We start from the raw sequence: 26,435 nt of genomic DNA, 5'->3' as shown, positions 1-26,435 counted from the left end.
ATTTTGCCACTAGTGCACCAAAAGTTACACTAAATTCTAAAGAAACTTCTATGTGGTGGTTTCATGTAGTCCTAGTTCCTGTAGTAAGTAGGAAGGAGGTGTAAACCACTCAGATAATGTAGGACTTTATTTTGTATTGCAAACTCGTCCATTTCTAAAAGCATCAGTTGTTATCCATGCTGGGCACACCACAAAAAAGAGCCAAGCAAAATTTTACTTAGCTCTTCATCTTCTATTATCTTTTGTAGTCTATCAATTAGAATATCCTGACTTACTTTACCTAATAATTGATTCTAGGATAGCCTCTACAACACCTTTTCAGCAGTAATATACACAACATCTAAACCTGTTGTATCAACCGTAAACTCAGCTGTACCTTTATTCTCTTCAACATTAACAGTCTTAACCTCAACAGTACCGTCTGTCTTAGCTAATGTTACTTTATAATTTCCTGACTCTTTTGCAGAAAGTGTTACAGTTACTGTTCTCTTTGTACTTCCAGCTGATCCATTTCCTCTATTTGAGTTTCCAGGAAAATGAAGTACTCCAAGAGCATTCTTATCTTGTCCTTCAAGTACATCTAATTTAGGATTTCCTTGTTCTTCCTGTCCATTACTTATTTCTTTAATTTCCATAAAGATATTTTTTGTCATGTCAGCTGTTATAGGTAATCCTGAATGGATAAGCTCTTTGTTATCTTCAAGTACTTGAAGCATTGTTTTAACAGTTCCAAGAACTGGTTTTGGAGAACTTGTTCCATTATTTTCGAAGTCATTATATAATTCTCCATAACAATATATACCTATTCCTTGACCACCTCTAGCTATTGTCTGAGCAGTAATCTGTTTTGCAACACTTCCATCATTCATAGTTCCACTTATTTCTGTTGGGAACAATATAGGAAGTCCTGTTGCGTAAGTATCCTTTATATTTCCCTTTTTATAAGTATTGTAGACAGTATCAAGATTTTCATATAATTTATGAGCTTCGCCATAGAACATACTTCCAATCATATCTACACTCTTATAAAGATCTAGAGTCATTCCATCAGGAGCATACTGATCATCTGTAACTCCCCATTTTTCTGTATTTCCAGATTGAGTATTTGTAGTAGTTGGTTTATAAGGATCTCCTTTGTGAATAGCATTACTGAAACATTTCCATAAATTATTAATTGTTTCTGCACGGAACTTGTTATCATCTTTACCTGCATTTTTTGGATCAGATTTATACATTTCTTTCAATTCTTTATAATACGGATTTTTGTCATTTCCATTATCAACATAATAATTAAATCCTTCTTCATTTCCAATCTGATATCCTATAATATTAGGTGAATTCACAAAGTTTTTACCAAGTGCTTCTAAAGCATTTGTAACTCCTTCAAACACTTCAGGATGCCAATATTCCAAGAAGTTTTCAATTCCTGCACTAGCATTATTATGCTTATCTCTATGGGCTCTAATATCTGCTGATGATGTAAGACCATTTCCCCACTGCATAGTAAGTGCATACTCTTTATCATCTATAGTCTTACTATCAAATTTGTATCCCCAGAAATCATCCATTTCTCTTGGAATATTATCTGTCTGACTATGGAAGAAAATTATCAATTCTGTTTTTAATCCATTCTTTGCTGCAAGATCTGTTACATGATTTAAAAAAGTAAAATCATACTCTCCTTGTACAGGCTCCCAATCTCTCCAATATGTCATAAGTTGAACTGTATTAAAACCAATATTTTTCATATCTGAAAAATATGAATTCCACTCTTCATCAGTGATATCTTTGAAGTTATCTCCTACATCATTTGAATTTGAATTTTCCTTACCATTATCATCTACACGAGTATCCCACCACCCTGTTTCTATAGCTAGTGGATAATATGGTTCACCATTAACATAATAGGCTACCTTTCCATTTTCCAATCTTACCATAGCAACTGGATGATCTTTAGCTTCATCTTCAGGTACTATCTTAACATCCTTCTTTGTAAGATTTTCATCAAATATAGTGTCATAAACTTCTTGTAATCCATCTTTGTCGACATACTTTTCTAGATCATCATACGGAATTCCTGAAGCCTCCACATTATATGGTTGAACCATAAATACCGTAAGACATACTAGCATCAAAAAAGATACTATTTTTTTCCCCATATACCTTTTCATCCCCCTTTTATTTTACTTGCATACTTGGCTTGTTACAAAATCCACAGCCTTTTTAGGTGCTCTAGTTAAATTAATATACTCAGCTCCTTTTGTAGCCACTAATTTAATTCCTAAACGATCAGTATCTTGCTTTATGTCATCATAGTAAGAACCAACTTGTGGAGCTAGAATTATCATATCAAAATCTTTCATAATTTCATAATGTGACCCATATGCTCCAGCAGCTGAAGATATAGGAATATCACACTCTTTTGCACCTTCTTCTAAAGCATTTGCTAACATAGCACTAGTTCCTGCCCCTGCACATAAAACTAATACATTTATACTTTTAGCTACTCTGTCCACTAAATCTGAACTAACTTCTAATTCCCCATTACTCGTGCTTAAAGCAACTTCAGGTTCTCTTACAATATCTTTAGCTTCTTCTTTAGTTTCTTCTTCCGCTTGCTCTAATTCTACTTCTAATAAATGTGAATCGTAAGCTTTACAGAATGGTAGGTATATTATGAAGTCTACAACAATTAAAACTGCCATTAATACAACTGCCCATAAACTAAATCCTGTACCTAATATTAGTCCCATTGGAGCTGGCGTTGCCCATGGTAGAACATACATAAAACTATTCATTCCAATTACATCTACAAAGAATTTAAATAAACAAACATTTACCATTGGTGTTAATAAAAATGGCACAAAGAAATATGGATTTAGTATAATTGGAGCTGCGAAAAGTAAAGGTTCATTTACTGCAAAGCATACAGGTACTACTGAAGCTTTACCAACTGCTTTTAATTGTTTAGATCTTGCGAGTAATAAGAATATAAAAGGTACTATTAAAGTAGCTCCTGTTCCTCCCATTGTTCCTACAAAGTTACCTAATCCAACTGTTAAAACATTTGATGCATGTTCTCCCGCCTGGAATAATTCTAAGTTAGTCGCAACATTTGCATATATAATAGCAGCTATTGCAGGCTCTACTATTGATGGACCATGAACCCCTACAAACCAGAAAAATGCCATAGCTCCCCATATTATTGCAATTCCTAAATATCCATCTGCTGCTGTAAATAATGGTTGTAAAAGAGTTATAATAGCTTCTGCAAAAGAAGTTCCTATAATAGTTCTAACTGCTAAGTCAATACAAACCATTGCTAATATAGAAAATCCAAAAGGGAAAACATCCTTAAATGTTTGAGAAATTGTTCCCGGAACTTCTTTTGGCATTTTTATAGTTATGTCTTTTTTTACACAAAACTTATAAATATTAACCGTAATAAATGCTGATACAAAGGAAGCCATAAGACCCTTTGTACCCATGTAATCAGTAGCAAAACCACCATCAATTTGATTAACACTTAAAAGTAAAAATCCTACTATTGATGCTAACATAGTCGATGTAGAGTTTATAATCTTATTCTTTGGCATAGTTCTATTCATTGACTCAGTTAAACACCTTGCTGTAGTTCCCGCAACTAATAGTCCAACTACTCCCATTGAATATCCATAAACTTTCCATAACCAGTTAGAAATATTATCTGGCCAATAAAATCCAAATGAATTTGGAACTGCTGCAATTAATATAAATATACTTGAAAATAAAATAACTGGCATTGCTGTCAAAAATCCATCTCTAATAGCTGATAAATAAATATTTCTAGAAATCTTTTCGAAAAATGGTTTACCCTTTTCAATTTGCTTTATTATAAAATCCATTGGAAATTCCCCCTATTAGATTCTTTTTTATTTTGTTTTTTTATAAAGCTCAATAAAATCTTGAACAAGCTCTCTTAATAAAAGAGTTGTCATTAAATGATCTTGGCCATGAATAAATATTACACTTAAATCCATGCTTTTTCCCGAAGCTTCTTCTGCTAGCATTTTAGTTTGTGCATTATGAGCTAATGAAAGATTTTCATCTGCATCTTTTAACTGTGCCTCAACATTATCAAAGTTACCATTTCTAACTTCTTTTAATAATTTCATTAATGAGCTTCTTGCATCCCCTGCATAAGCAACTATCTCAAATCCAAGCATTTGTAATTCTTCTCTATTCATATCAATTCCTCCTAGTAAATATTCAATGTAATGTTTTTATATTATTGTTTTAGTTTCGCTAACGCGCTTATACCAATATGCAGATTCTTTTGGATATCTTTTTTGAGTTTCAAAATCTACATAGAATAGACCATAACGCTTGTTATATCCATTTGTCCATGAGAATAAATCCATTAAAGACCAAAGGAAGTATCCTTTTACATCTACTCCATCAGCTATTGCATCACTGATTGCTTCTAAGTAAACTTTTATGTAGTCTATACGCTGTTTATCCATTATTATTCCATTATCAAATTCATCCTTATATCCCATACCATTTTCAGTTATATAAATTTTGTTGTAATTAGGATAATCATTTTTAATTCTCATAAGTATATCATACATACCTTCAGGGTAAATTAACCAATCCCAATCAGTTCTAGGTAAACCTTCCTTATATACACGTTCTCCTATACCTTTAACTCTATATACTGAACTTCCTTTATCACCTGTTCCATTATGATAGATCATACTTTCACCATCATATGCTTTAACAAAATGGCATTGATAGTGGTTTATTCCTAGATAATCATTTCTATTAGATGCTTTTTTCATAACCTCAAAATCTTCATCTCTAAATTCATAAGTTGCATTATTATTCTTGCAAATATAATCAATGGCTTCCATAGTTTCATCGGAATAATATCCAAGGTATGTAGCATCTAACAAGAATCTTATTGATAAAGCATCCTCTAGAAAACAAGCTCTTTTATCTTCTTTCGAATCACTATTTGGATATTTAGTTTCTAAAGAATGGACAACCCCAATCTCTCCAGGATATTCATTATCCTTAAATAAATTAACTGTCATAGCATGAGCTAACATCATATTATGTAAGCATTGAATAATTTTAGTAAAATCAAATTTTATAGATGGAGGAAAAACCCCTAACAAGTATTGATTTGTAGCTACTGGATAAATTTCATTAAATGTAGCCCAGTACCTTACTTCACTAAACTCTTTAAAACAAAATTCTGCGTAATCTACAAAAGCACTTATAGTATCTCTATTAAGAAAATCTCCTTTATCAAATAGTGTTTTCGGAGTATCAAAGTGATGTAGAGTTACGAATGGAGTTACGTTTCTCTTTTTACACTCTTCAAAAATTCTATGATAGTAGTCTACTCCCTCTTTATTTACTTCCCCAGTTCCAGTTGGAAAAATCCTAGTCCAAGCTATAGATATCCTTATACCATTGACACCGAACTTTTCACATAATTCTATGTCATCTGCAAATTTATTATAAAAGTCACTTGCAGGATTTGGGCTAAATCTTCCTTGCTTTTCTAAAAATTCATCCCACGCAACAGCTCCTTTACCACCTTCTTTTGTAGCGCCTTCAGCTTGATAAGCCGCTGTAGCACCACCAAATATAAAGTCATTAGGTAATTTTTTTGAACATAAGTCTATCCCCCTATTTTTTAATTAATAACTTAAGAATTTTACAACGCTGTATTTAAAAAACTTCAAGATTTAGTAACCCTGCATTTTTAAACTCCAGAATTTAGCATCACTGTTTCTTTGTGTTTGATTATATTTTGTTTTTGTTATCTTTTGTTTTAATTCTAACTCTACAATTTTATTTAGTCAAGCGTTTTCTCGCATTTTATAACTTTGTATTATAAGCCAAGTTTTAGCTATATTACTGACTTCAATCATTTTAAGCAAAACAAAATCTAGCTGTTTGTTTTTTGTTTGTTTTGTTAGTTATTTTTTGTTTGTTTATATTGACTTAGTTTTGTTTGTATGATAAATTATGCTTAAAGTGAGTTATAAATTATGTTTAAAGTGAGTGATAAATTATGTTAAAAAGAGAACGATTAGTTAAAATATTAAACAAGATAAATAATCAAGGTATAGTGACAGTTAACGAAATAATAAATGATATAAACGTTTCTGACATGACTGTAAGAAGATATTTAGATGAATTAGATAAAGCAGGTAAAATAATTAGAATACATGGAGGAGCACAAAGCATTTCTTATGCTATAGACCAAGAACTCTCACACTCTGAAAAACTAAAGCTTCAGATGAATGAGAAAGAACAAATTGCAAAAATTGCAGCTTCCAATATACACGATGGAGATACAGTCTTTCTTGGACCTGGAACTACTATTGAATTATTAGCTCGTCATCTAATAAATAAACGTATTCGAATAATCACTAATAACTATCCTGTTTTCGATATATTAAAGCAATCTAATTCAGCTAATATAATACTCACAGGTGGTGATTTCAGAAAAAATACAGGTGCACTTGTAGGCCCTATTGCGAATTCTACCTTAAAAAACTTAAACTTTACAAAAGCCTTTATAAGTTCAAACGGCATTCATAACGAAGATATTTCTACTTATAATGTGGAAGAAGGCGAGGCTCAAAGAATAGCACTTAATAATTCGAGGACAAAATACTTAGTTGCAGATAACAAAAAATTAAATAAAGATGATTTTTATGTATTTTACGACCTACATGATATAGATTATCTAATAACAGATTATACAATCAGTAAAGAAGTAAAACAGCACTATGAACAATATGTAGACATAATAGTAGCAGATGGGCATAATTAAAATTTAAAAATACAAAGGGGAATAATTATGAAGGGAATAATTTTTGATTTTAATGGTACAATGTTTCAAGATTCACATTTACATGAAGAGGCTTGGATTTACATGGTAAATAAATATGCTAGTGGCTCTATGACAGATGAAGATATTTTAATTAATTTACATGGTAGAACTAACAAAGAAATATTAAATCACTTTATATCAAGTTCTCTGACACCTGATGAAATAAAAAAACTATCTCTTGAGAAGGAAGCATATTATCGTGAACTTTGTCTAAAACATCCCAAAGACCTTAAACTAACAAATGGTTTAACTAATGTTTTAAACGAACTAAAACATAGAGAAATTCCTATGACCATTGCCACTGCAACAGTTAAAGAAAATGTAGATTTTTACTTTGAAATATTTAATCTAGGAAATTGGTTTGATTTGGATAAAGTTACTTTTGATAATGGAAGCTTTCCAGGTAAACCAGAGCCTGATATATTCCTAATAGCTGCAGACAAGCTTAAGTTAAAACCTGAGGATTGTTTAGTTATTGAAGATGCATATTCAGGGCTTTTAGCTGCAAAAAAAGCTGGCATAGGAAAGGTAATAGCAATAGATCCATTTAATAAAAATGCTGATTTATTTATTGAGAACCAAATGTGTAAAAATGGTATAATCAATGATTTTACAACATTTTTTAAAGTGCTTAATGAATCAAATGTAGATATATCTTGTTAGTAAACAAGGTACTGAAAGTGTATATAATTTTAAACTTACCCCTGTTAAGCGGACAGTGGAAATAATAAAACTAGTCAACTATGGCTTGGCTTCGATATTTAAATGGAGCCAGGTCATTTAAGGCAACATCCTCCATTATTGCAGCATATACTAATTTCAAATCTCTTGCAAATTCTTTTCTATGCTTATATGAAACATAATTAAGAGTATCTAATTTGATGAACTACAAATCTTTGAACTTCGGTGTTAGGAAATACTGCTTTAATAACATCTGAGAAGCCAATTAATCCATCTACTGAATCGATTAAAATATCCTTACCACCTCTATTTTTAATATCTGTAAGTACTTTTAACCAATACTTTGAACTTTCATTTTCACCTATCCATGTACCTAAAACTTCTTTTACACCTTCTAAGTTAATACCTATTGCAATATATGCAACTTTATTGATAATTCGCCCCTCACTTCTAACTTTGTAATGAATTTCATCCGTAAATACTTTTAAGATGACTTGATATATCTCGAGTAGACATATATATCGTTCATATCCTAGGTGATCTTCAAACTCCGCTTCTAACCTTTCTTGAATTGTGCCTGCAAACAAATCTTTTAACATTTCTTGCACATCTCTTATTGTTTGTACATCATATTCTTCAATCAATTTTCTTAAAATTTCACTTTTATTTAGCATAAAAAGTGTGCACTTTCCTTTTCGTTAATGATATTTAATATCTTAATTATCACCACTTTTTGGAAGAATGCACACTTTATTTTACATATCCTAGCTATATTTAGTAAAATCTCATAGAGGCTCAGCTTCTCCTCATTCTAAATATAGCTATTTTCATTTCATAATATATTTTACTAGTTATAACTCTCAATAATTTTATTAACTACTTATTTAGAAGTACTAAATGTAGTCTTATAATTATTTCTTGTTATAATCAGCTAAAAACTTCTCTATACCTATATCAGTAAGAGGATGCTTAGCCATTTGCTTTAATACTCCAAATGGTATTGTAGCAATATCTGATCCTGCTAATGCACATTCTGATACATGTATAGGATTTCTTATACTTGCTGCTATTATTTCTGTTTGCATATTATGAACTTCAAATATGCTGGCTATTTCAGCTATTAACTCAACACCTCTAGCTCCTATATCATCAACTCTTCCTACAAAAGGACTCACATATGTAGCTCCAGCTTTTGCTGCTAATAGAGCTTGCTGAGATGAGAATATTAAAGTTACATTAGTTTTTATATTTTTTCTGTTAATACCTTAACTGCCTTTAATCCTTCTATACACATAGGTATTTTTATAACTATATTTTTATGTAATTTAACTAATTCCATAGCTTCTTCAACCATTTTATCAGCTTCTAAACTTATAACCTCCGCACTTATTGGCCCATCTACTATAGAACATATTTCATTTATAACTTCTTGTAAATCTCTTCCTTCTTTAGCTATAAGAGAAGGATTTGTAGTAACTCCATCTATTATTCCCCAACTATTAGCTTCCACTATTTCGCTTACATTTGCTGTATCTATAAATATTTTCATATCCTTAATTTCCCCCTATTTATTTAAATTTTCTTTTATTAACTTAACTATATTTTCACTAGTTAATCCATGCTTTTCTAATAATTCTTTTGGAGTTGCTGATTCTCCAAATACATCATTAACACCTAATTTAACTACTTTTGTAGATACTGTTTCTGATGTAACTGATGCTACAATTTGTCCTAATCCACCTATAACAGAATGCTCTTCACAAGTTAATATAAAATTAGTTTCTTTTGAAGCCTTCTCTATTATTTCTCTATCTATAGGCTTTATAGTAGGCATATGTATAAGTCTCACATCTATATTTTCTTCTTTTAGTAATTCACAAGCTTGTTTTGCCATAGATGTCATAAGACCTGTAGTTATTATGGTACAGTCTTTACCATCCTTTATGCAAACTCCCTTACCATATTCAAATTTATAGTCATCTTCAAATATATCTTCACTATTTAATCTTCCTAATCTTATATAAACAGGTCCATTATGTTTTGCTGCATATTTTATTATTTCATTTGTTTCTTTTGCATCAGCTGGAACTAATACACTCATATTTGGAAGAGAGTTCATTATTGCTATATCTTCTATTGATTGATGAGATCCACCATCTTCTCCTACTGTTATTCCTGCATGAGTTGCTGCTATTTTTACATTAGCATTTGGGTAACATACTGAGTTTCTTATTATTTCAAAAGCTCTTCCTGATGCGAATACTGCAAATGTACTTGCAAAAGGTATTTTTCCATACCTAGCTAAACCTGCACTCATACCTAATAAATTTTGCTCTGCTATACCTGCATTTATAAATCTTTCTGGATACGCTTTTGCAAAATCTGCTGTTTTAGTAGATTTTGAAAGGTCCGCGTCTAATACAACTATATCCTTATTTTCTGCTCCTAACTCAACTAATGCCTTTCCATACGCTTCTCTTGTTGCTAATCCCATTATAAGCACCCCTTTCTCATTTCTTCCAATTCATTTATTGCTGTGTCTCTTTGCTCTATATTTGGTGCAGTTCCATGCCATCCTGCATTATTTTCCATAAATGAAACGCCTTTTCCTTTTATAGTATTAGCTACCACTACTGTTGGCTTTCCTTTTGTTTCCTTTGCTTTATTTAATGCACATTCTATTTCTTTAAAGTCATGTCCATCTATAACTAAAACATTCCATCCAAAGCTTTCAAACTTTTTATCTAATGGTCTAATTCCCATTACATCTTCATTATTTCCATCGATTTGTAGTTTATTATAATCTATGAAAGCTACTAAATTGTCTAATTTATAATGAGCTGCACTCATAGAAGCTTCCCATACTAGTCCTTCTTGTAACTCTCCATCTCCTAATAATACATATACCCTAGAATTAGCATTATCTATTTTAGCTCCTATTGCAAGTCCCACTGCATTAGATATACCTTGTCCTAGTGAACCTGTTGCTATATCTACTGCTTTTATTTTTTTACTATCTGGGTGTCCTTGTAATTTAGAGCCTAATTTTCTTAAAGTCATTAAGTCTTCTTGAGGTATAAATCCTTTTTCACTTAATGTTGCATACAATACCGGAGCTGCATGTCCTTTACTAAGCACAAAATAATCTCTTTCTTTACTATGTAAATTTTCTTTATTTATGTTCATTTCTTTAAAATATAAATATGTAAGTATCTCTACTGCCGATAATGATCCCCCTGGATGGCCTGATTTTGATTCAGTTACCATATTTACTATATTTTTTCTTATATTTATAGCATGATTTTTTAAGTTATTGTACATATAGTTTCTCCTTTTTAGTCTTCGATTTTTTATTTATATATTTTTAAAAAATTTGCCCACATATTTATTAGCACTAATAAATATGTGGGCAAAATAGTTATCAATTAAATTATTAATTGTAGTAAATGTCTACTATAGAGCTATTATTAAACCTACTATTAAAGAACTTAATAAACTTACACAGAATCCACCTATCATTCCTCTAAATGCTAATCTTGATAATATATCTCTTTTTTCTGGGCAGAATACTGATATACCTGATATACATATACCCATACTAGCAAGATTTGCAAATCCTGCTAGAGATATTGATAACATTAAACCAGTTCTATAATCTAATGTATTTAATATCTTTCCTAATTCTCCAAAAGCAACAAATTCATTTAATATTAACTTACTTCCAAGTAATTGACCTGCTGTAAATGCATGTTCCTTGCCAAGACCCATCAAGTATCCTATAGGTGAGAATATATATGATAAAATTTGTTCTAAAGATAATCCAACTATTCCTAATATACCATTAACCAATGCTACTAAAGATATTATTGCAATTAGCGATGCTCCTATGCCTAAAGCCATTTGAAGACCTTCATTAGCTCCTTGAGATATTGCAGATATAAGATTTGCATTGTCACCTTTATTATCCATACTTACTTCCTCTATAGCCATTGTTGAAGCAACTTCCGTTTGTGCTATAACATCTACATCATCATTTTCTACTTTAGTGTTAGTTAAGCTAACTCTATCAATAGCAACTTCTGGAAGTATCATTTTTGATACTATTATACTACCTAACGGAACTAGCGCTCCGGCTATTAAAAGATTCTTCATAGGTATACCCATTGCCGTATATCCCATAAGTACAGTCGCAGACATACTACCCATTCCTGATATTAAAACTAACATTATTTCACTTTCAGTCATACGCCCTAAATACTTAGATACAAGTATTGGAGACTCTGTTTGACCTAAAAATACGTTTGCAACAGCAACAAAACTTTCTACATTGCTAGTTCCAAGAGTTTTACCTACTATTCCACCAATTACTTTAACTATTGCTCCAAGAACACCAAGATAGTATAATGCAGCTACTAATGATGATATAAATATTATATTACCTAAAACCTGAATACCAAATATAAAACCTGTTGGAGCACCTGCATCTTCTAATGAACCAAATATAAATGTTAATCCTTCTGCTCCGTAATTTAAAATACTAGTTACACCATCAGATACCTTTTCTAAAGCCATTTGACCTAACGGAAACTTTACTAATAAAAATGCTATTACAAACTGAATTATAATTGCTTTCAATATCATTTTTTTATTAATATCTTTTTTATTAGATGATGTTAGGTATAATACACCTAATAATACCATTATTCCTAATATGTTTAATATTATTGTCATCTTATCACCCTCTGCTTTTAGATTAACTATTATATTTCGCTAACTATTTTCTTTACTAAATTTAAAAACTGTTGTTTTACTCTTTGAGTTGTTTCTATAACTTCTTCATGATTTAATGGTTGTTCTAGTATTCCCGATGCCATATTAGTTATACAAGATATACCTACTACTTTAAGTCCACTATGTGATGCAACTATAACTTCTGGAACTGTAGACATTCCTACTGCATCTGATCCCATTATTCTTGCCATTTTTACTTCCGCTGGCGTTTCATATGTTGGCCCTGTAAAGAATGCATAAACACCTTCTTTTACATCTATTCCTAATTTTTTTGCACATTTTCTAGTTAATTCTATATACTCTGGAGTGTATGCTGTTGACATATCAGGGAATCTAACACCTAATCTATCATCATTTTTTCCTATTAATGGATTATATCCTCCAAAGTTTATATGATCTTTTATTATCATTAAATCTCCTGGTGTATAGTCTTTATTAACACCACCTGCAGCATTTGTTACAAATACAGTTTCTACTCCTAAAGCTTTCATAACTCTCACTGGGAATGTTGTTTCTTGCATTGCATATCCTTCATAATAGTGAAATCTTCCTTGCATAGCTACTACATTTTTACCTTGTAATTTACCTATAACTAATTGCCCCTTATGACCTTCTACAGTTGATACTGGGAAGTTTGGTATATCATGATAGCTTATTTCTACTGGATTTTCTATTTCATCTGCTAAAACACCTAAGCCCGATCCTAATATTAATCCTATTGTTGGTACTACATCTATTTTAGATTTTATATACTCTACACTTTCATTTATTCTCTCAAATAAGTTATTCATATCGTTCACCTCTATTATTTTATATTTTGTAAAAATGATTTTCCTATTTCAAAATCATACTCTTTATTATTGTCATTAAAATTATCTAATATTGTTATTCCTATATCTGCCATACTTTCTAAGATAGGCATTTGGTTATATTTTTTTATTTGTTTGCTATAAACCAATACTGGAACATATTCTCTAGTATGGTCAGTCCCTTTAAATGTAGGATCATTTCCATGATCTGCAGTTATTATTAAAAGATCATCATCTTTAAGTTCTTTGATAAGTTTTCCCAATTGAGAATCAAATTTTTCTAATGCTCCCTTGTATCCTTCACTATCTCTTCTGTGTCCATATAATGCATCAAAATCTACTAAGTTTAAGAATATTAAACCTTTATAAGATCCATTCCTTGCAATCTCTATAGTTTTATTCATTCCATCTTCATTGCTCTTTGTTTTTATACTCTTTGTTATTCCTTGATATGAGTATATGTCTCCTATCTTACCAATTCCAACTACATCTAAATTATTTTCATAAAGTGCATCTAAAATTGTTTTAGTTGGTGGTTTTAGAGCATAATCTTTTCTATTTGAAGTTCTTGTAAAGTTGTCTTTATTAGTTCCAACAAACGGTCTTGCTATTATTCTAGCTACCTTGTATTCTTCCTTTAAAGTAATTTTTCTTGCTACTTCACAAACTCTGTATAGCTCTTCAAGCACTATTATTTCTTCATTTGCAGCAATTTGTAAAACGCTGTCTGCTGATGTGTAAAGTATTAAGCTTTTAGTTTTTAAATGTTCTTCTCCTAAATTTTTTATTATTTCCGTACCTGATGCAGAAATATTTCCTATAAATTTATGACCACTTTTTTCTTCGAGTTCATCTATAAGTTCTTTTGGAAAACCAGTATCTGTAAATACTTTAAAAGGTTCTTTTATAAGAATTCCAACCATTTCCCAATGACCTGTTATTGTATCTTTACCTTTAGATAGTTCTCTACATTTAGTCGTATATGAAGTTTGACTATCTGTTGGATTAACACCTTCTATATTAGCTATATTACCTAGACCCATTTGTTGTAGGTTAGGAATGCTAAGCCCTCCTGTTGCTTTAGCTATGTTGCAAAGAGTATTAGCTCCTAAGTCACCATACTCATTTGCATCTTCTAGCGCACCTATACCTACTGAGTCTAATACAGTTAAAAATACTCTATTAAACTTTTTCATTTTAGTACTCCCATTATGTCTTCATATTTTTTAATTTTTAAATATATTTTCTTTAGTCCATTTTTCTAACTCTTTTTCATTTGAAGGTATTTTTATTTTATCTTCTATTATTTGAGTTTTAATATCTTCTACTACTTCTATTATTTTTGGTGATATATCAACATTTGAACCTTCTGTTGTATATCCTATAACGTCTTCCTTAATCCCAAATTGATGTACACCATCTTGCCAAGTATTATTTGTAATAGACTTAATTTCATTGTATATAATTTCATTAGCATACCTTGTTGCTGTAGATACTATATGATTTGGTTCAAATAAGTTTTGATTATCATCTATTCCAAATGCATACTTATCTGCTTCTTTAGCTGCTGCAAAAACTCCAAGTCCGGACTCTCCAGCTATATGTTGTATATAACTTACACCTTTACTATACATTGAAAGAGCCATTTCTTTTGCTTTTGCTGGATTATCAAAATCATCTACAATACCTACTATTATCTCTATATCTGGGTTTACATACTTAGCTCCTGCCTCAAATCCAATTGCACCTTCTCTAAGATGTTGCATATCTTTTCCTAATATTACACCTAATGAATTACTTTTATCTAAACTCTTATTTTCATATTTTGTAATTAGTCCTGCCATAACACCATTTAAAAATATTTGTTCAGGCCAATTTGTATATATAGAGCTTACATTTGGTAATTCTATTTTAGAGTCTATTATTGAAAATTTCTGATTTAAAAATTCTTTGGAAACTTTACTAACAGATTCCTCATGATCTAGCCCAATTGATATGATTAGTTCATAATTTTGACTTTTTGCATATTCTCTACAAATTTTCTCATAATCATCTTCAGATTTAGGTTCTGAATAATCAAACTCAACTCCTAATTCATCCTGAGCTTTTAATGCTCCATCATAGCATAAATCATTAAATGACTTATCACCTAACCCTGCTGTGCTAAAAATAACAGCTACTTTTTTATTTCCAACTGTAGCATTTGTAAATAAATTATTTGACATTTCTTTATTATATTTACTAGAACTTGTTATTATAAAGACAGCTACTATTGTTATTAAAATTATCATAGCTATTTTTTTGTAATGCTTTAACATATTGTGCCCCCTATGTTTAATCATAGCAAAGCAGCTTTTTTTAAATTTTTTCTTTCTACTTTACTAAAATTATATTAAATAAAACGTTTTCTTTCTATAGATTATATTGATAACTCTCTCAATAATATTGATGTATATTTCTTAAAAGAGTTATCTATAATGCAAAATTTTGATATTTGTGAAATATATTGATTTTAGTATCTATCTTCATCTGGAGATACACCTTTATATTTTTTATATGATTTAGAAAAATATCCTGAATTTGAATATCCTACCTCATTTGAAATTTGAGCAATTTTCATATCTGTGTTTTTTATAAGATATTCTGCTTTTTTCATTCTATATGAAGTTAAATATGTTATAAAATTTTCTCCAACTTCTTCTTTAAAAAGACGAGAAAAATACTCTGGCGATAAATAAACATATTTAGATATAATACTTAAAGATATATGTTCTTTATAATTTAACTCAATATATTCTATAGCTTTTTCTATAGCTTTAGAGTACTTTTTACTTTGAATACTTTCAATATCACTATTTTTATTTGTTGATATTTCCTCTTCTTTATCATTTTTTATGTTGTTATCTATACGATCTAATAACTCTTTTAACTCCTTTGGTCTTATCTCTGATTTTATTAAATATTCATATACACCACAGCTAATTGCTTGTTTTGCATATGAAAACTCCGCATAATTAGTTAATAGTACTACTGTAATATCTGGCATTACATCCTTTATTTTTTTTGTTAATTCTATTCCATCCATTATCGGCATCTTTATATCACTAATTATTACATCTGGTTTTAACTCTAAAGCTAATTCATAAGCTTCTTTTCCATTACATGCACTTTTTAAAACATTAAAGTTATTTGATATATTTGAAATTGTATATACTACCCAATCTCTGATTGGTGCTTCGTCTTCTACTACTAGTATATCTAACATATTAACTCCCCTCTAATTTGGTAATATAAATGTTATTTTGCTTCCTTCTCCTTCTACACTTTCTACTTCTAATCCATATTCTGGTCCATAATTTAATTGAACTCTTTCTTGGACATTTATAAGCCCAACTCTATTTATACTTGCTTCTTTATTTAAAATGCTTTCTAACTTGTTTCTAGACATTCCAATTCCATTATCTTCTATTACTATTCTTATACCTTCTTTACTTCTATATCCAGAGACGCTTATTTCACCTAAATTATCTTCTTTTTCCATACTATATAAAATTGCATTTTCTACAATTGGTTGTAATATAAACGATGGAACTTTAAAATTATTTATATCTGAATCTATGTCATAAATAACTTCAAAGCAATCTGGATATCTCATTTTTTGTAGTTCAGTATAATTTTTTATGTTTTCAATTTCTTCTTCTAGTCTTATCATCTCACTTGCTTTAGGTAACAAGCTTCTAAGTAATTTCGTAAATCTATAAAGCATTTCTTCAGATTCTTCTATTTTATTCATTGAAACCAAAAATCTTATACCACTTAAAGTGTTGTATAAAAAATGTGGGTTTATTTGAGCCTGAAGGAAACTTAATTCTGCAATTCTTTTTTGTTCTTCTTTATTTTTAATTTCATCTATAGATTCTTCTAACCACCTAACCATACCATTAAAAGATTTTTCTAGTTGTCCTATTTCATCATACCGATTCTCTTGAATTTGCATTTTCAAATTACCTTCCATAACTTCATTCATATTATTTTTTATATTTAATATTGGTCTAGTTATACTTACGGATAATCTATAAGATACTATAGTCGATGCTATACTTACTAAAAGTAAAACTAATATTGCCTTTTCAGTTAAATCATCTATAGGTTGTCTTATAACACTTAATGGAATTTCTTCAACTATAGCCCATCCATATTCATTTAAATTAGAGGTAACTTGCATATATTTAACTTTATCTCTTTCAACTCTATATTCATCTTCATAAATTAAAGATTTTTTTATTTTAATTCCATTAATGTAGTTAGTTCCTACTAATCTTTTATCTTTTGTTGATATTATACTTCCGTCTTTATCTATAATATATATATAACTTCCTTCTGTTAGTACTTCTGAGTATTTATCATATAAAATAGTTTCACTTATATCTATTATAAGCACACCTAAAGTTTTTCCTGTTATCAAATCTTTTATTAATCGTCCCATCTTAAATACACATTTATATGGTCCAATGGCATTTTCATCTTTATATGTATTTATCAATATTGTTTTGCCATCGGCTTTAACAATCTTTTCGTACCAATTATTTTGCTTTATATCATTAAGATTATATTTTGTTTTCGAATATGTATCATAAACTAACCCATTCTCCCCTATAACATATAATTCTGGTTTCATACTGAAATTTCCATATTTCCAAACTTCATCTGTTAAAAGTCCCTCTGCATAAGAATCCATTTCTTTATTTTGAGATTCATATTTAAATAAATCTTCTTTTGGAATTGATAATATTTCGATTAACTTACTGTCTATAGAAATTCTTTTTGCTATACTTTCCACATTAGCTAATAATAAAGAAATATTATTGCTTATTTGATTTAAAGTTTGATTGCTCATATTGTACATTTCTTTTTCTACAGTTCTATTCGTATCATTTATAAACCATATTCCTAAAATCATGGAAACAGATACTGAAAGTCCAAATAAAACTAAAAATAATTTATATGTTATACTCTTTTTCTCTAATTTTATATTTACCAACTCCTACTTAAATATAAATATATTGTACATTGTATAATATTAATATATTTATATTTTTTTATCAATTAAATTCGATATTTTAGCCATTCAGCACTAATATTAACTTATTTTTTTAATATATCCTTAATTGTTCATAAAGATAGTATAAAAACAATAGCATTTTTTTAATCACTATAATAAAAAGTCTATATCAAGATATCTATCTAAATAAATATCTCAATATAGACTTTACATATTTTATAAATGAAATCTCAGTTCGTAAAATACGAAGTAGATTTATTTAAACAAATTATAAATATCCTCATCTGATAAATTTTTAAGAACTCCTCCATCTGATAAGTTCCCATCAATTATATCATCTATTAATGCCTTCTTACTTTCTTGTAGCATAACAATTTTTTCCTCAATAGTTCCTTTAGCTATAAGTTTAATAACTTCAACAACTTCCTTTTGACCATATCTATGAGCCCTATCAGTTGCTTGATTTTCAACTGAAGGATTCCACCAAGGGTCAAAATGAATTACAGTATTTGCAGATGTTAAGTTCAGACCTGTTCCTCCTGCTTTTAATGAAATTAAAAATACTTTTTTGTCTTTACTTTCATTAAATTCGTCAACAAGCTTTATTCTATCTACTGCCTTAGTTTGTCCATCAAGGTAGCAGTATTTTATATTATTTTTAGCTAATTTCTCTCCAATATTTTTTAATACACTTGTAAACTGAGAGAACACTAATATCTTATTATCTATTTCTATATATTCTTTTATTATCTCTAGGCAAGCATCAGTTTTAGCACTTTTACCTTTATAATCTTCTATTATCACACTCGGATCTAAGCAAAGTTGTCTTAGCTTAGTTAAGTAAGATAATATAGTAATCTTATCTTTAATATCTTCTTTTTCTTTAATTTTTCTCTTTATATCATCTACATATACGCTATATATTTTTCTTTGTTCTTTACTTAATTCCACTATATACTTTCTTTCTATCTTGTCTGGTAATTCTTTTATAACCTGGCTTTTAGTTCTTCTTAATATAAATGGTCTTATCATTCTTTTTAGATTTTTTATTTGACCTTCGTCTTTTATAAATATTGCATTAAATTTAGAAAGTCCATATAAATATCCGGGCATTATAAAATCAAAAATTGACCAAAGCTCAAGTAAATTATTTTCTATTGGAGTACCTGTAAGTGCAAATCTATTTTTAGCATTTATTGATTTCACTGCATCTGTACTTATAGACGTTGGATTTTTAATATTTTGAGCTTCATCTATAATACAGTAATCAAAGTTTATTTCTTCATATTTTTCTAAATCATTTCTTAAAGATCCATAAGTAGTTAGTATTATATCGTATTCATCAATATTTTTTATTACTTTTTCTCTTTCCTTTTTAACCCCATGGGCTATACCAACCTTAAGACTTGGTGCAAACTTATCAATTTCATTTTTCCAGTTATGAATAAGTGATGTTGGAGTTATTACTAAACTTTTCTTTCCTTTTTTAGATAATAAAAATGTTATTGTTTGCAATGTCTTACCTAGACCCATTTCATCTGCAAGTATTCCACCAAAGCCTAAATTATCAAGAGTTTCAAACCAACTAAATCCTTCTCTTTGATAGTCTCTTAAGCTTGCATTTAAGTTACTTGGTACTTCATATTTTAAATTATTTACATTTTTAAATTTATCTATAATTACCTTAGCATTTTCCATACCTTCTATAAATGGCAACTTATCTTCAGTTATTAATTTATCTATAAATAAAGCCTTACTAGTGTGTATTTTCATATCATTTATACTATTAATAAATCCTAAGCTTTCCATAAGCTTAAACATTTCCCTAGTTTCTTTATCTTCTAAGTTCACAAAGCTTCCATTATTTAGTTTATAAAATCTTTTATTAACCTTAAACGCATCTATTATAGATTTATATTCAGCTTCATTTACGCCATCAATTTTAAACTTAAATTCTAAATAATGATTTACTTCTTCTCCAAGTCCAACTTTTATAGAACTTGAATTATAAACTTTCTTTTCTTTTAATTTATCCGAGTAATATACTTCACCTATATTTTTAAGCCTATCTATTTCCTTAGTTAAAAAATCATATAATTGAATATCATTTCCTTTAAATACATACTTATTTTTACTTTTTTCAAAATAATAACTATATAACCTATATATCGCCTCTTCTTCTTTTTCTATATCTCTTATTACAAATTTGCCTTCATTTTCGCCTTCATAAACAAATTTAACATCACAAGTTATATTTGAGTCTTCTAAGTCAAAGTAATATTTAACTACTAGTTCTTCACAAATATTTGCTTCAATTTCCTTTGATACTACTACATTACTACTTATATCATTAAGTTTTGGAACCATATTTGTAAGTACTTCACTTACTTCATCTTTACTAAAACTTATTTCTTCAAATTCATTTAATACCTTATATAGTTTCTTATAATATATTCCACTATCACTATTTAGTAAGTGTATATTACCATCATAAAAAACTACATCGCCCTTTTGTGATAAGGGGATTGGTAGTTTTTCATTACTTTTAAGAATTATTTCTTTATTTTCCATTTCTAAATTTATATCTATAGGAAGTTCACCTTTTATTATTCTTGGGTTGTAGTACATATTTTTATATTTAAATTCAAAGTCTTTATGTTGTAATATTTCCATAACCCTTCTAACTGAGCTTGAATTTATATTCATATATTTACTATTTTCTGAGGATAAATTAGGTAATCCCATACCGTATTCTTCTATAAATTGTGCTATTTTTTCATCTTCATCAGAAAAATAATTATAAGAAGGATTATATAAAAAATCTATTCCATAAATAATTTCATTTCCTTCTGCCCTACAATATGCAAAATCTCTAAGACTTTTTATCACATACATCTTATCTATACCTATCTTAAAATAAGCAAATATTAGCCCATCTTTATTAACTTCTAAGTTAACCTCTAGATTTACCTTTTCTTTTGGATTACTTTTAAAGTAATTTAGTAAATCTCTATTTATAAACTCCATGTTTTTTGATATCTTATGTTTATCTTTTACACTATTACTTTTTTGTTTAAGATTACTTATTATATCCGACTTTAGTGAGTTTATTGTATCTAATGTTATTGCTACTATATGCTTACATATTGCACTGCTTTCTGATGTTGTTCTAGACATACAGTCTTGACAATCACACATTGCAGATACTATCTCTTTATTTTCTAAATCCATTATTATATGGCTAGTGTAAGTACGATTTTGATGTTCTGATTCTACTTGTCCATATATACTTAATACTTCACTTTCTCTTTGATAATTTACTTCATTTATATATCCATCTTTATAGTAGTTATTACCTCTATCAATTCTCCATTTATCCGTATTTTCTCTTAGTATGTCATTTACTATTTTAAAGTCCATTTTATCACCTTCTTTTTAGTCCTAAGTTTTATTATATATGTCTTAGTTATATACATCAATTAATATAAACAAAAAGAGATACCTCTAAAAAGCCTTAATGCTTTTTTGAGATATCCCTTCTTAAAATTTTTATGCTGCTGACTGATTATCAGATCCTGTTTCTTGCTTTAACATATTTTTTTCATATACTTTAAAGAATGGATAGTATATTAACATACTTATAGCTACTAATGCAAATACAAATATTACATTCTTAAAGTCCATAGATGATAAGTATGCTTGCACAAAGAATGGTGTAAATGATGGATCTATCATATAACCTGGTGTTATGATACCCATCACTTGTGCAAAATACATTAGTGAAACATTCACTATTGGAGTTATGATAAATGGAATCGCTAGTATTGGATTAAACACTATAGGCGTTCCAAATATTATCGGTTCATTTATTCCACATATTCCTGGAACTGTTGCAAGTCTTCCTAATGATTTTAAGTGCGCTGACTTACTTCTTGCCATTAATAAACAAAGTCCTAGTGTATTACCTGCTCCACCTAATATTGCAACTCTGAACATTTGTAAGTTCATATATACATTTGGGTCTTGACCTGCTGCCATTAAATTAGCATTTAAGCCCGTATTTGTTATTCCTAAAGTAAATACTATTGGGAATATTATAGAAGTTCCGTTAACTCCTAATATCCATAATATATTACCAAAAGTTATTATTGCTAAGAATCCCCATATATTATCTACTACTGATAATGCAGGGCTTAATATATTCATAACAGCTTGAGGAATGTTTACTCCCATTGTAGCTATTACAATTATATTTATACCGTACAAAATTATTATATTTATAAGTAAAGGAAGCATTGAGTTTACAAATGATGTCACTGCTGGAGGAACACTATCTGGGAATTTTACTTGCCATCCTTTGTTTTCTACAAATCTTGTTATTTCAACTGAAAGTAAACCTATTATAATTGCAACAAATAAACCATCTGCACCCAAAAATGATAAAGGTATACTTCCTTCAACTGATGGTGCACATATCATTAAAAATACTGATGTAGATATTAAACCTGACATAGCACTATTCATTTTGTATTCACCAGCTAAGCAGTAAGCTATAGTAAATGCAGACATAAGACCTGCCATTCCCATAGTCATATCATATGGCGTAGTAAGTGCTGCGTAATTTTCTACTGCAAAGTTTTTCCAAGCTAATAAAAGCTTTATAAATATGTTTGAAGTCACTGGATCTACTAACTCTGGATTCACTGGAGGGTTAGCAACTATTAAAAATAGTGAACCTATAACTATTAACGGTAGAGTCATCATCATACCAGTAGATATAGATTTTAGATGTCTTTGCTCTCCAATCTTAGCACCTATAGGTGATAATGTTTTATCTAATTTTTCTAAAAATGTATTTGAATTCATTTTTTTATCTCCCTATTATATGAAAGTTCTTTTATATAAAGCTTATTCTTGCCATGGATTGTATTTAAATGCAGATTCTACTGCTTCTTCTGGTTTATATGTTTCTAATATTTTTGCGTAACGTTCTTTGTAATCATTATCTATTTCCATTTGAGGTATAACTTTACTTGCTTCATTTAAGAAGTGGAATGAATCACGTCCCATTTCTGCTCCTCTAACTGTGTGCTTATCAAGAGCAAAATCTGGTATTTCTGGAACAAATCCCATAGCAAAGCTCTTCATCATAATATTTTTTAATAAATCACTTGATCTATCTTTTTCACATGCACATAAGTATCTTATAGCGTGTATGAAAAATATTGGTCTATCTCCATCTGCATAAGAATAGTTTTTACGTATTTCATTTAAAGTATTTATAAGTATAGGTGCGTTAGTATCTCCCATTCCTATATCTTCAACAGTTATAGTTATTAATCGTCTCCATAACTTTTCTTCCATTTGAGGTGATGTTATATACATTTCATAAGCAAATTGACAAGCTTCTTCAACTAATCCTCTTCTTATACATTTTTGAAGTGATGATATAACCTCATCTCCTGATAATCCATTACGAGTTTTTATTCTTGCCCATGGATCTTGAATGAATTTTTTTTCCACTTTAGTGTCCTCCCTTATATTTACCTTTGTATTTTTTTCATATATAATACCTTTTGAGGTGATATATATGGACTTTGAATATTTAAGCAACAAGTACCAATTAAATCAAATCGAGAAAAATATTTTAATTTACTTATATAAAAATATAAATGACGTTAAAAAAATTGGTATTAGAAAAGTTGCTAAAGATAACTACACATCTACAACTACTGTATATAAGTTGTGTAAAAAGTTAAGTTTTGAAGGTTACTCAGATATGATTTATAATCTTTCTTACTCTTCAAAAGAAACTTTAAATGATTCTAGTCTTGATATATACGCAAGTACAAATAAACAAATTGAAGATAATTTAGATGCATTTAGCTCTATTTTAAATAAATCTAAAAATAAATTAATTATGTTGCTTAGTGTTGGTATATCTCAGACTATAGCTAATTATATAAACGAACGTTTTGCTGTTAGTGGCTTTAGAAGTATCGCAAATGCTCATCTTGAACTTTTGTCCAAAGAACATCAAAATGATGTTTTACTAGTTGTTATCTCCAATTCTGGAGATACTCAAAGCCTTATTGATGTAATCGAAAAAGCAAGAGTAAATAATATAGAAGTAATAAGCTTTGTTGGAAACTCAAATTCTAGAATTGCCAAACTTTCAACACTCCCAATTATTATAGAAGGTAGAAATGACTTTTTTACTCTTAAAAATCCTCCTAATACCTTTTTCTCTGAATTAATGCTTATCTTCGAATGTTTCATAAATAACCTATAAAGTTTGTTCGTTTATGGTTATACTGATTATAATAATTTTTTATAAAAATCTAAATAGTTTTCCCACTTTAAAAAACATGTTTTTCATTTTGAAAACATGTTTTTTATTGTCATTTATAGCTACTTTTTTGTTGTTTTAAATAAATATTTGTTATATTATATCTTTAACAAAAATAAATATATAATTCGTGTTTTCAGGAGGATTTTATTATGATAAAAATACTATTAGCATGCTCTGCCGGAATGTCTACTAGCTTATTAGTAACTAAAATGGATGCAGCTGCTAAAGAACAAAATATAGAAGCAAAAATATGGGCTATATCTGAAGCTAACTTAGCTAATGAAATAACTGATTGTGATGTGGTTTTATTAGGACCTCAAGTAAGATTTATGTTAAATAAAGCAACTGAAATAGCTAAACCTCATAATATACCTGTTGAGGTAATAAATATGATGCACTATGGAACATGTAATGGTAAAGCTGTACTTGGTCGTGCAATAGAACTTTGCAAGTAATTTAAGGAGGTTTATTTATGGATGAAAAAATATTTGAATTATCATTTGAGATAATTTCATTTGCTGGAAATGCAAAATCAATAGCTTTTGATGCAATAAGTAAGGCTAAGGCTGGAGAAATAGAAAAAGCTCGTGAATTATTAAAAGAATCAAAGGAAGAAGTTAATAAAGCTCACAGATGCCAAACTTCTCTTATTCAAAAAGAAGCATGTGGTGAAAAAGTTGAAATGAGCGTTGTTTTAATTCATGCACAAGATCACTTAATGAATACTATGAACTTTCAAATGTTAGCTGAAGAAATAATAGATTTATACGAAAGAATAGATAATAAATAATAAAAATAGGGTGTCTAAGCTAAATCTAGACACCCCATTTTTTATTTATTTAAGTTAATAACTTCTCCTTTATGAACTATATCTATACCTTCCCCACTGATTAACTTATAGCTTGCATTATAATTTTCTATACTAACTTTTATAACTCTACCCTTGAAACTAACCTTAAATTCTATCTTTTTAAACTTATCAACTAGCCTTGGATTAAAATGTAGTACTCCATCAATCTGTCTCATTCCAGCAAATCCAAATACTATACACTGCCAGCTTCCTGCCATAGATGCTATATGGACACCATTTTTCACGTTATTGTGCAGGTCATATAAATCAGTTTTTACAGTGTTTTCAAAGAACTTATAGCTCATATCTTCATATCCTAGTTCATTAGCTATTATTCCATGAATACACTCAGATAATGAAGAATCATGAGTAGTTACTTTTTCATAATAATCAAAGTTTACTTTCTTTTCTTCTTTTGTAAAGTTTTCTGGCATTAAAAGCATAGCAAGTATTAAATCTGCTTGTTTTATAACTTGATGTTTATAAATTACCATTGGGTGATAGTTTAATAATAATGGATAATTATCTTTTGGAGTATTTTCAAAGTCCCAAACTTTCTTATTTAAGAATCCATCATCTTGTCCTATTAACCCTCTTTCTTTATCATAGTGGATATACATATTTTCACATACATCATCAAATAATTTGATTTCTTCATTAGTTATATTATTTTTCTTTAATAATTCATTGTATAAAGATACATTTTCTTCTTTTAAAGAATTTATAAAGTCAACTAAGAACTTAACTTGATACCTTACCATCATATTTGTATATGTGTTGTTATCAACTAAAGCACTATATTCATCAGGTCCTGTAACTCCATTTATGCAATATCCTCTACCTTCTATAAAGTCAGCATAATCTACGTAAAATCTTGATGTTTCAACTAACATTTCAAAGCCTTTATCTATCATAAAATCTAAATCATTAGTTGCTTCATAATATTTCTTAACTGAATACATTATATCTGCATTTATGTGTATTTTGTGCTGTTC

The 26,435-nt window shown here is 29.1% G+C and carries 21 protein-coding genes and 2 pseudogenes; 5 read left to right on the top strand and 18 right to left on the bottom strand.

Annotated elements, in window-relative coordinates; all coding sequences use genetic code 11:
- Positions 1-305: 305 nt before the first annotated feature.
- The 4 genes from BN899_RS04445 to lacG are packed head-to-tail and all read right to left on the bottom strand — an operon-like array spanning position 306 to position 5,675.
- Positions 306-2,159, bottom strand: a complete 1,854-nt coding sequence (locus BN899_RS04445) for a beta-galactosidase (protein ID WP_042273307.1) — start codon at positions 2,157-2,159, stop codon at positions 306-308.
- A gap of 24 nt (positions 2,160-2,183) precedes the next feature.
- The gene (locus BN899_RS04440) at positions 2,184-3,884 is read right to left on the bottom strand and encodes a lactose-specific PTS transporter subunit EIIC (RefSeq protein WP_042273306.1); all 1,701 of its coding nucleotides are present in this window, start codon (positions 3,882-3,884) and stop codon (positions 2,184-2,186) included.
- A 27-nt stretch (positions 3,885-3,911) separates the two neighbouring features.
- Complete coding sequence (locus tag BN899_RS04435; RefSeq protein WP_042273304.1) at positions 3,912-4,226, bottom strand: PTS lactose/cellobiose transporter subunit IIA; 315 nt, start codon at positions 4,224-4,226, stop codon at positions 3,912-3,914.
- Positions 4,227-4,262: 36 nt separating this feature from the next.
- On the bottom strand, positions 4,263-5,675 hold the full coding sequence (gene lacG, locus BN899_RS04430) for a 6-phospho-beta-galactosidase (protein ID WP_042273303.1): 1,413 nt from the start codon (positions 5,673-5,675) through the stop codon (positions 4,263-4,265).
- A 392-nt stretch (positions 5,676-6,067) separates the two neighbouring features.
- On the opposite strand from lacG, the gene BN899_RS04425 reads away from it, so the two are divergent.
- A complete protein-coding gene (locus BN899_RS04425) occupies positions 6,068-6,835 on the top strand; it encodes a DeoR/GlpR family DNA-binding transcription regulator (protein WP_042273302.1) in 768 nt (255 codons plus the stop codon).
- A gap of 27 nt (positions 6,836-6,862) precedes the next feature.
- Positions 6,863-7,558 (top strand): HAD family hydrolase, encoded by a 696-nt coding sequence (locus BN899_RS04420; protein WP_042273300.1) that lies wholly within the window; start codon positions 6,863-6,865, stop codon positions 7,556-7,558.
- Between the two features lie 109 nt (positions 7,559-7,667).
- Here the strand turns inward: BN899_RS04420 and BN899_RS20935 are convergent.
- The 13 genes and pseudogenes from BN899_RS20935 to BN899_RS04355 all read right to left on the bottom strand — a co-directional run.
- Positions 7,668-8,250, bottom strand: a pseudogene (locus BN899_RS20935) (transposase); the annotation flags it as partial.
- Between the two features lie 237 nt (positions 8,251-8,487).
- Positions 8,488-9,125: pseudogene (gene fsa / locus BN899_RS04410) on the bottom strand (fructose-6-phosphate aldolase).
- 15 nt (positions 9,126-9,140) lie between these two features.
- On the bottom strand, positions 9,141-10,073 hold the full coding sequence (locus tag BN899_RS04405; RefSeq protein ID WP_334291361.1) for a transketolase family protein: 933 nt from the start codon (positions 10,071-10,073) through the stop codon (positions 9,141-9,143).
- Positions 10,070-10,897: a transketolase gene (locus tag BN899_RS04400; protein WP_042273298.1), complete on the bottom strand. Its 828-nt coding sequence runs from the start codon at positions 10,895-10,897 to the stop codon at positions 10,070-10,072. Before BN899_RS04400 ends, BN899_RS04405 begins: the two co-directional genes overlap by 4 nt.
- A 132-nt stretch (positions 10,898-11,029) precedes the next feature.
- Positions 11,030-12,307, bottom strand: a complete 1,278-nt coding sequence (locus tag BN899_RS04395) for a NupC/NupG family nucleoside CNT transporter (RefSeq protein WP_042273297.1) — start codon at positions 12,305-12,307, stop codon at positions 11,030-11,032.
- A 29-nt stretch (positions 12,308-12,336) separates the two neighbouring features.
- The gene (locus BN899_RS04390; RefSeq protein WP_042273295.1) at positions 12,337-13,158 is read right to left on the bottom strand and encodes a purine-nucleoside phosphorylase; all 822 of its coding nucleotides are present in this window, start codon (positions 13,156-13,158) and stop codon (positions 12,337-12,339) included.
- Positions 13,159-13,172: 14 nt separating this feature from the next.
- A complete protein-coding gene (locus tag BN899_RS04385; protein WP_042273294.1) occupies positions 13,173-14,372 on the bottom strand; it encodes a phosphopentomutase in 1,200 nt (399 codons plus the stop codon).
- 30 nt (positions 14,373-14,402) lie between these two features.
- Entirely contained in the window at positions 14,403-15,494 is a 1,092-nt protein-coding gene (locus tag BN899_RS04380; protein ID WP_052356591.1) for a BMP family lipoprotein, read from the bottom strand.
- Between the two features lie 194 nt (positions 15,495-15,688).
- Positions 15,689-16,441, bottom strand: coding sequence for a response regulator transcription factor (locus BN899_RS04375; protein WP_042273292.1), 753 nt, complete (start codon positions 16,439-16,441; stop codon positions 15,689-15,691).
- A gap of 12 nt (positions 16,442-16,453) precedes the next feature.
- On the bottom strand, positions 16,454-18,217 hold the full coding sequence (locus BN899_RS04370) for a cache domain-containing sensor histidine kinase (RefSeq protein WP_042273289.1): 1,764 nt from the start codon (positions 18,215-18,217) through the stop codon (positions 16,454-16,456).
- A gap of 276 nt (positions 18,218-18,493) precedes the next feature.
- A complete protein-coding gene (locus BN899_RS04365) occupies positions 18,494-21,658 on the bottom strand; it encodes a DEAD/DEAH box helicase (protein ID WP_042273288.1) in 3,165 nt (1,054 codons plus the stop codon).
- A 129-nt stretch (positions 21,659-21,787) separates the two neighbouring features.
- Positions 21,788-23,104, bottom strand: a complete 1,317-nt coding sequence (locus BN899_RS04360; RefSeq protein ID WP_042273286.1) for a PTS sugar transporter subunit IIC — start codon at positions 23,102-23,104, stop codon at positions 21,788-21,790.
- A 42-nt stretch (positions 23,105-23,146) separates the two neighbouring features.
- Positions 23,147-23,761: a hypothetical protein gene (locus tag BN899_RS04355; protein ID WP_042273285.1), complete on the bottom strand. Its 615-nt coding sequence runs from the start codon at positions 23,759-23,761 to the stop codon at positions 23,147-23,149.
- 67 nt (positions 23,762-23,828) lie between these two features.
- Between BN899_RS04355 and BN899_RS04350 the strand changes: the two genes are divergently transcribed.
- The 3 genes from BN899_RS04350 to BN899_RS04340 all read left to right on the top strand — a co-directional run bounded on the left by BN899_RS04350 (position 23,829) and on the right by BN899_RS04340 (position 25,380).
- Entirely contained in the window at positions 23,829-24,530 is a 702-nt protein-coding gene (locus BN899_RS04350) for a MurR/RpiR family transcriptional regulator (protein ID WP_042273283.1), read from the top strand.
- Positions 24,531-24,739: 209 nt separating this feature from the next.
- Positions 24,740-25,045, top strand: coding sequence for a PTS sugar transporter subunit IIB (locus tag BN899_RS04345; RefSeq protein WP_147568491.1), 306 nt, complete (start codon positions 24,740-24,742; stop codon positions 25,043-25,045).
- A 17-nt stretch (positions 25,046-25,062) separates the two neighbouring features.
- A complete protein-coding gene (locus tag BN899_RS04340; protein WP_042273281.1) occupies positions 25,063-25,380 on the top strand; it encodes a PTS lactose/cellobiose transporter subunit IIA in 318 nt (105 codons plus the stop codon).
- 41 nt (positions 25,381-25,421) lie between these two features.
- Here BN899_RS04340 and BN899_RS04335 read toward each other — a convergent pair.
- The coding region (locus BN899_RS04335; RefSeq protein ID WP_042273280.1) for a glycosyl hydrolase family 65 protein at positions 25,422-26,435 on the bottom strand (1,014 nt) is incomplete at its 5' end.

Origin of the sequence: Faecalimicrobium dakarense (genome assembly GCF_000499525.1) — a bacterium.
In the GTDB taxonomy this organism is placed as follows: domain Bacteria; phylum Bacillota; class Clostridia; order Peptostreptococcales; family Peptostreptococcaceae; genus Faecalimicrobium; species Faecalimicrobium dakarense.
Note: the sequence above shows the minus strand (reverse complement) of the source record. Positions and strands in the feature narration are given on the sequence as shown.

Excerpts from the sequence above, each read along its gene's own strand:
- BN899_RS04365 (WP_042273288.1), bottom strand. The coding sequence starts at position 21,658 with ATGGACTTTAAAATAGTAAATGACATACTAAGAGAAAATACGGATAAA.
- BN899_RS04385 (WP_042273294.1), bottom strand. The coding sequence starts at position 14,372 with ATGAAAAAGTTTAATAGAGTATTTTTAACTGTATTAGACTCAGTAGGT.
- BN899_RS04390 (WP_042273295.1), bottom strand. The coding sequence starts at position 13,158 with ATGAATAACTTATTTGAGAGAATAAATGAAAGTGTAGAGTATATAAAA.
- BN899_RS04345 (WP_147568491.1), top strand. The coding sequence starts at position 24,740 with ATGATAAAAATACTATTAGCATGCTCTGCCGGAATGTCTACTAGCTTA.
- BN899_RS04380 (WP_052356591.1), bottom strand. The coding sequence starts at position 15,494 with ATGTTAAAGCATTACAAAAAAATAGCTATGATAATTTTAATAACAATA.
- BN899_RS04395 (WP_042273297.1), bottom strand. The coding sequence starts at position 12,307 with ATGACAATAATATTAAACATATTAGGAATAATGGTATTATTAGGTGTA.
- BN899_RS04350 (WP_042273283.1), top strand. The coding sequence starts at position 23,829 with ATGGACTTTGAATATTTAAGCAACAAGTACCAATTAAATCAAATCGAG.
- BN899_RS04435 (WP_042273304.1), bottom strand. The coding sequence starts at position 4,226 with ATGAATAGAGAAGAATTACAAATGCTTGGATTTGAGATAGTTGCTTAT.
- BN899_RS04440 (WP_042273306.1), bottom strand. The coding sequence starts at position 3,884 with ATGGATTTTATAATAAAGCAAATTGAAAAGGGTAAACCATTTTTCGAA.
- BN899_RS04445 (WP_042273307.1), bottom strand. The coding sequence starts at position 2,159 with ATGGGGAAAAAAATAGTATCTTTTTTGATGCTAGTATGTCTTACGGTA.
- BN899_RS04375 (WP_042273292.1), bottom strand. The coding sequence starts at position 16,441 with ATGTTAGATATACTAGTAGTAGAAGACGAAGCACCAATCAGAGATTGG.
- BN899_RS04360 (WP_042273286.1), bottom strand. The coding sequence starts at position 23,104 with ATGAATTCAAATACATTTTTAGAAAAATTAGATAAAACATTATCACCT.
- BN899_RS04400 (WP_042273298.1), bottom strand. The coding sequence starts at position 10,897 with ATGTACAATAACTTAAAAAATCATGCTATAAATATAAGAAAAAATATA.
- BN899_RS04425 (WP_042273302.1), top strand. The coding sequence starts at position 6,068 with ATGTTAAAAAGAGAACGATTAGTTAAAATATTAAACAAGATAAATAAT.
- BN899_RS04340 (WP_042273281.1), top strand. The coding sequence starts at position 25,063 with ATGGATGAAAAAATATTTGAATTATCATTTGAGATAATTTCATTTGCT.
- BN899_RS04420 (WP_042273300.1), top strand. The coding sequence starts at position 6,863 with ATGAAGGGAATAATTTTTGATTTTAATGGTACAATGTTTCAAGATTCA.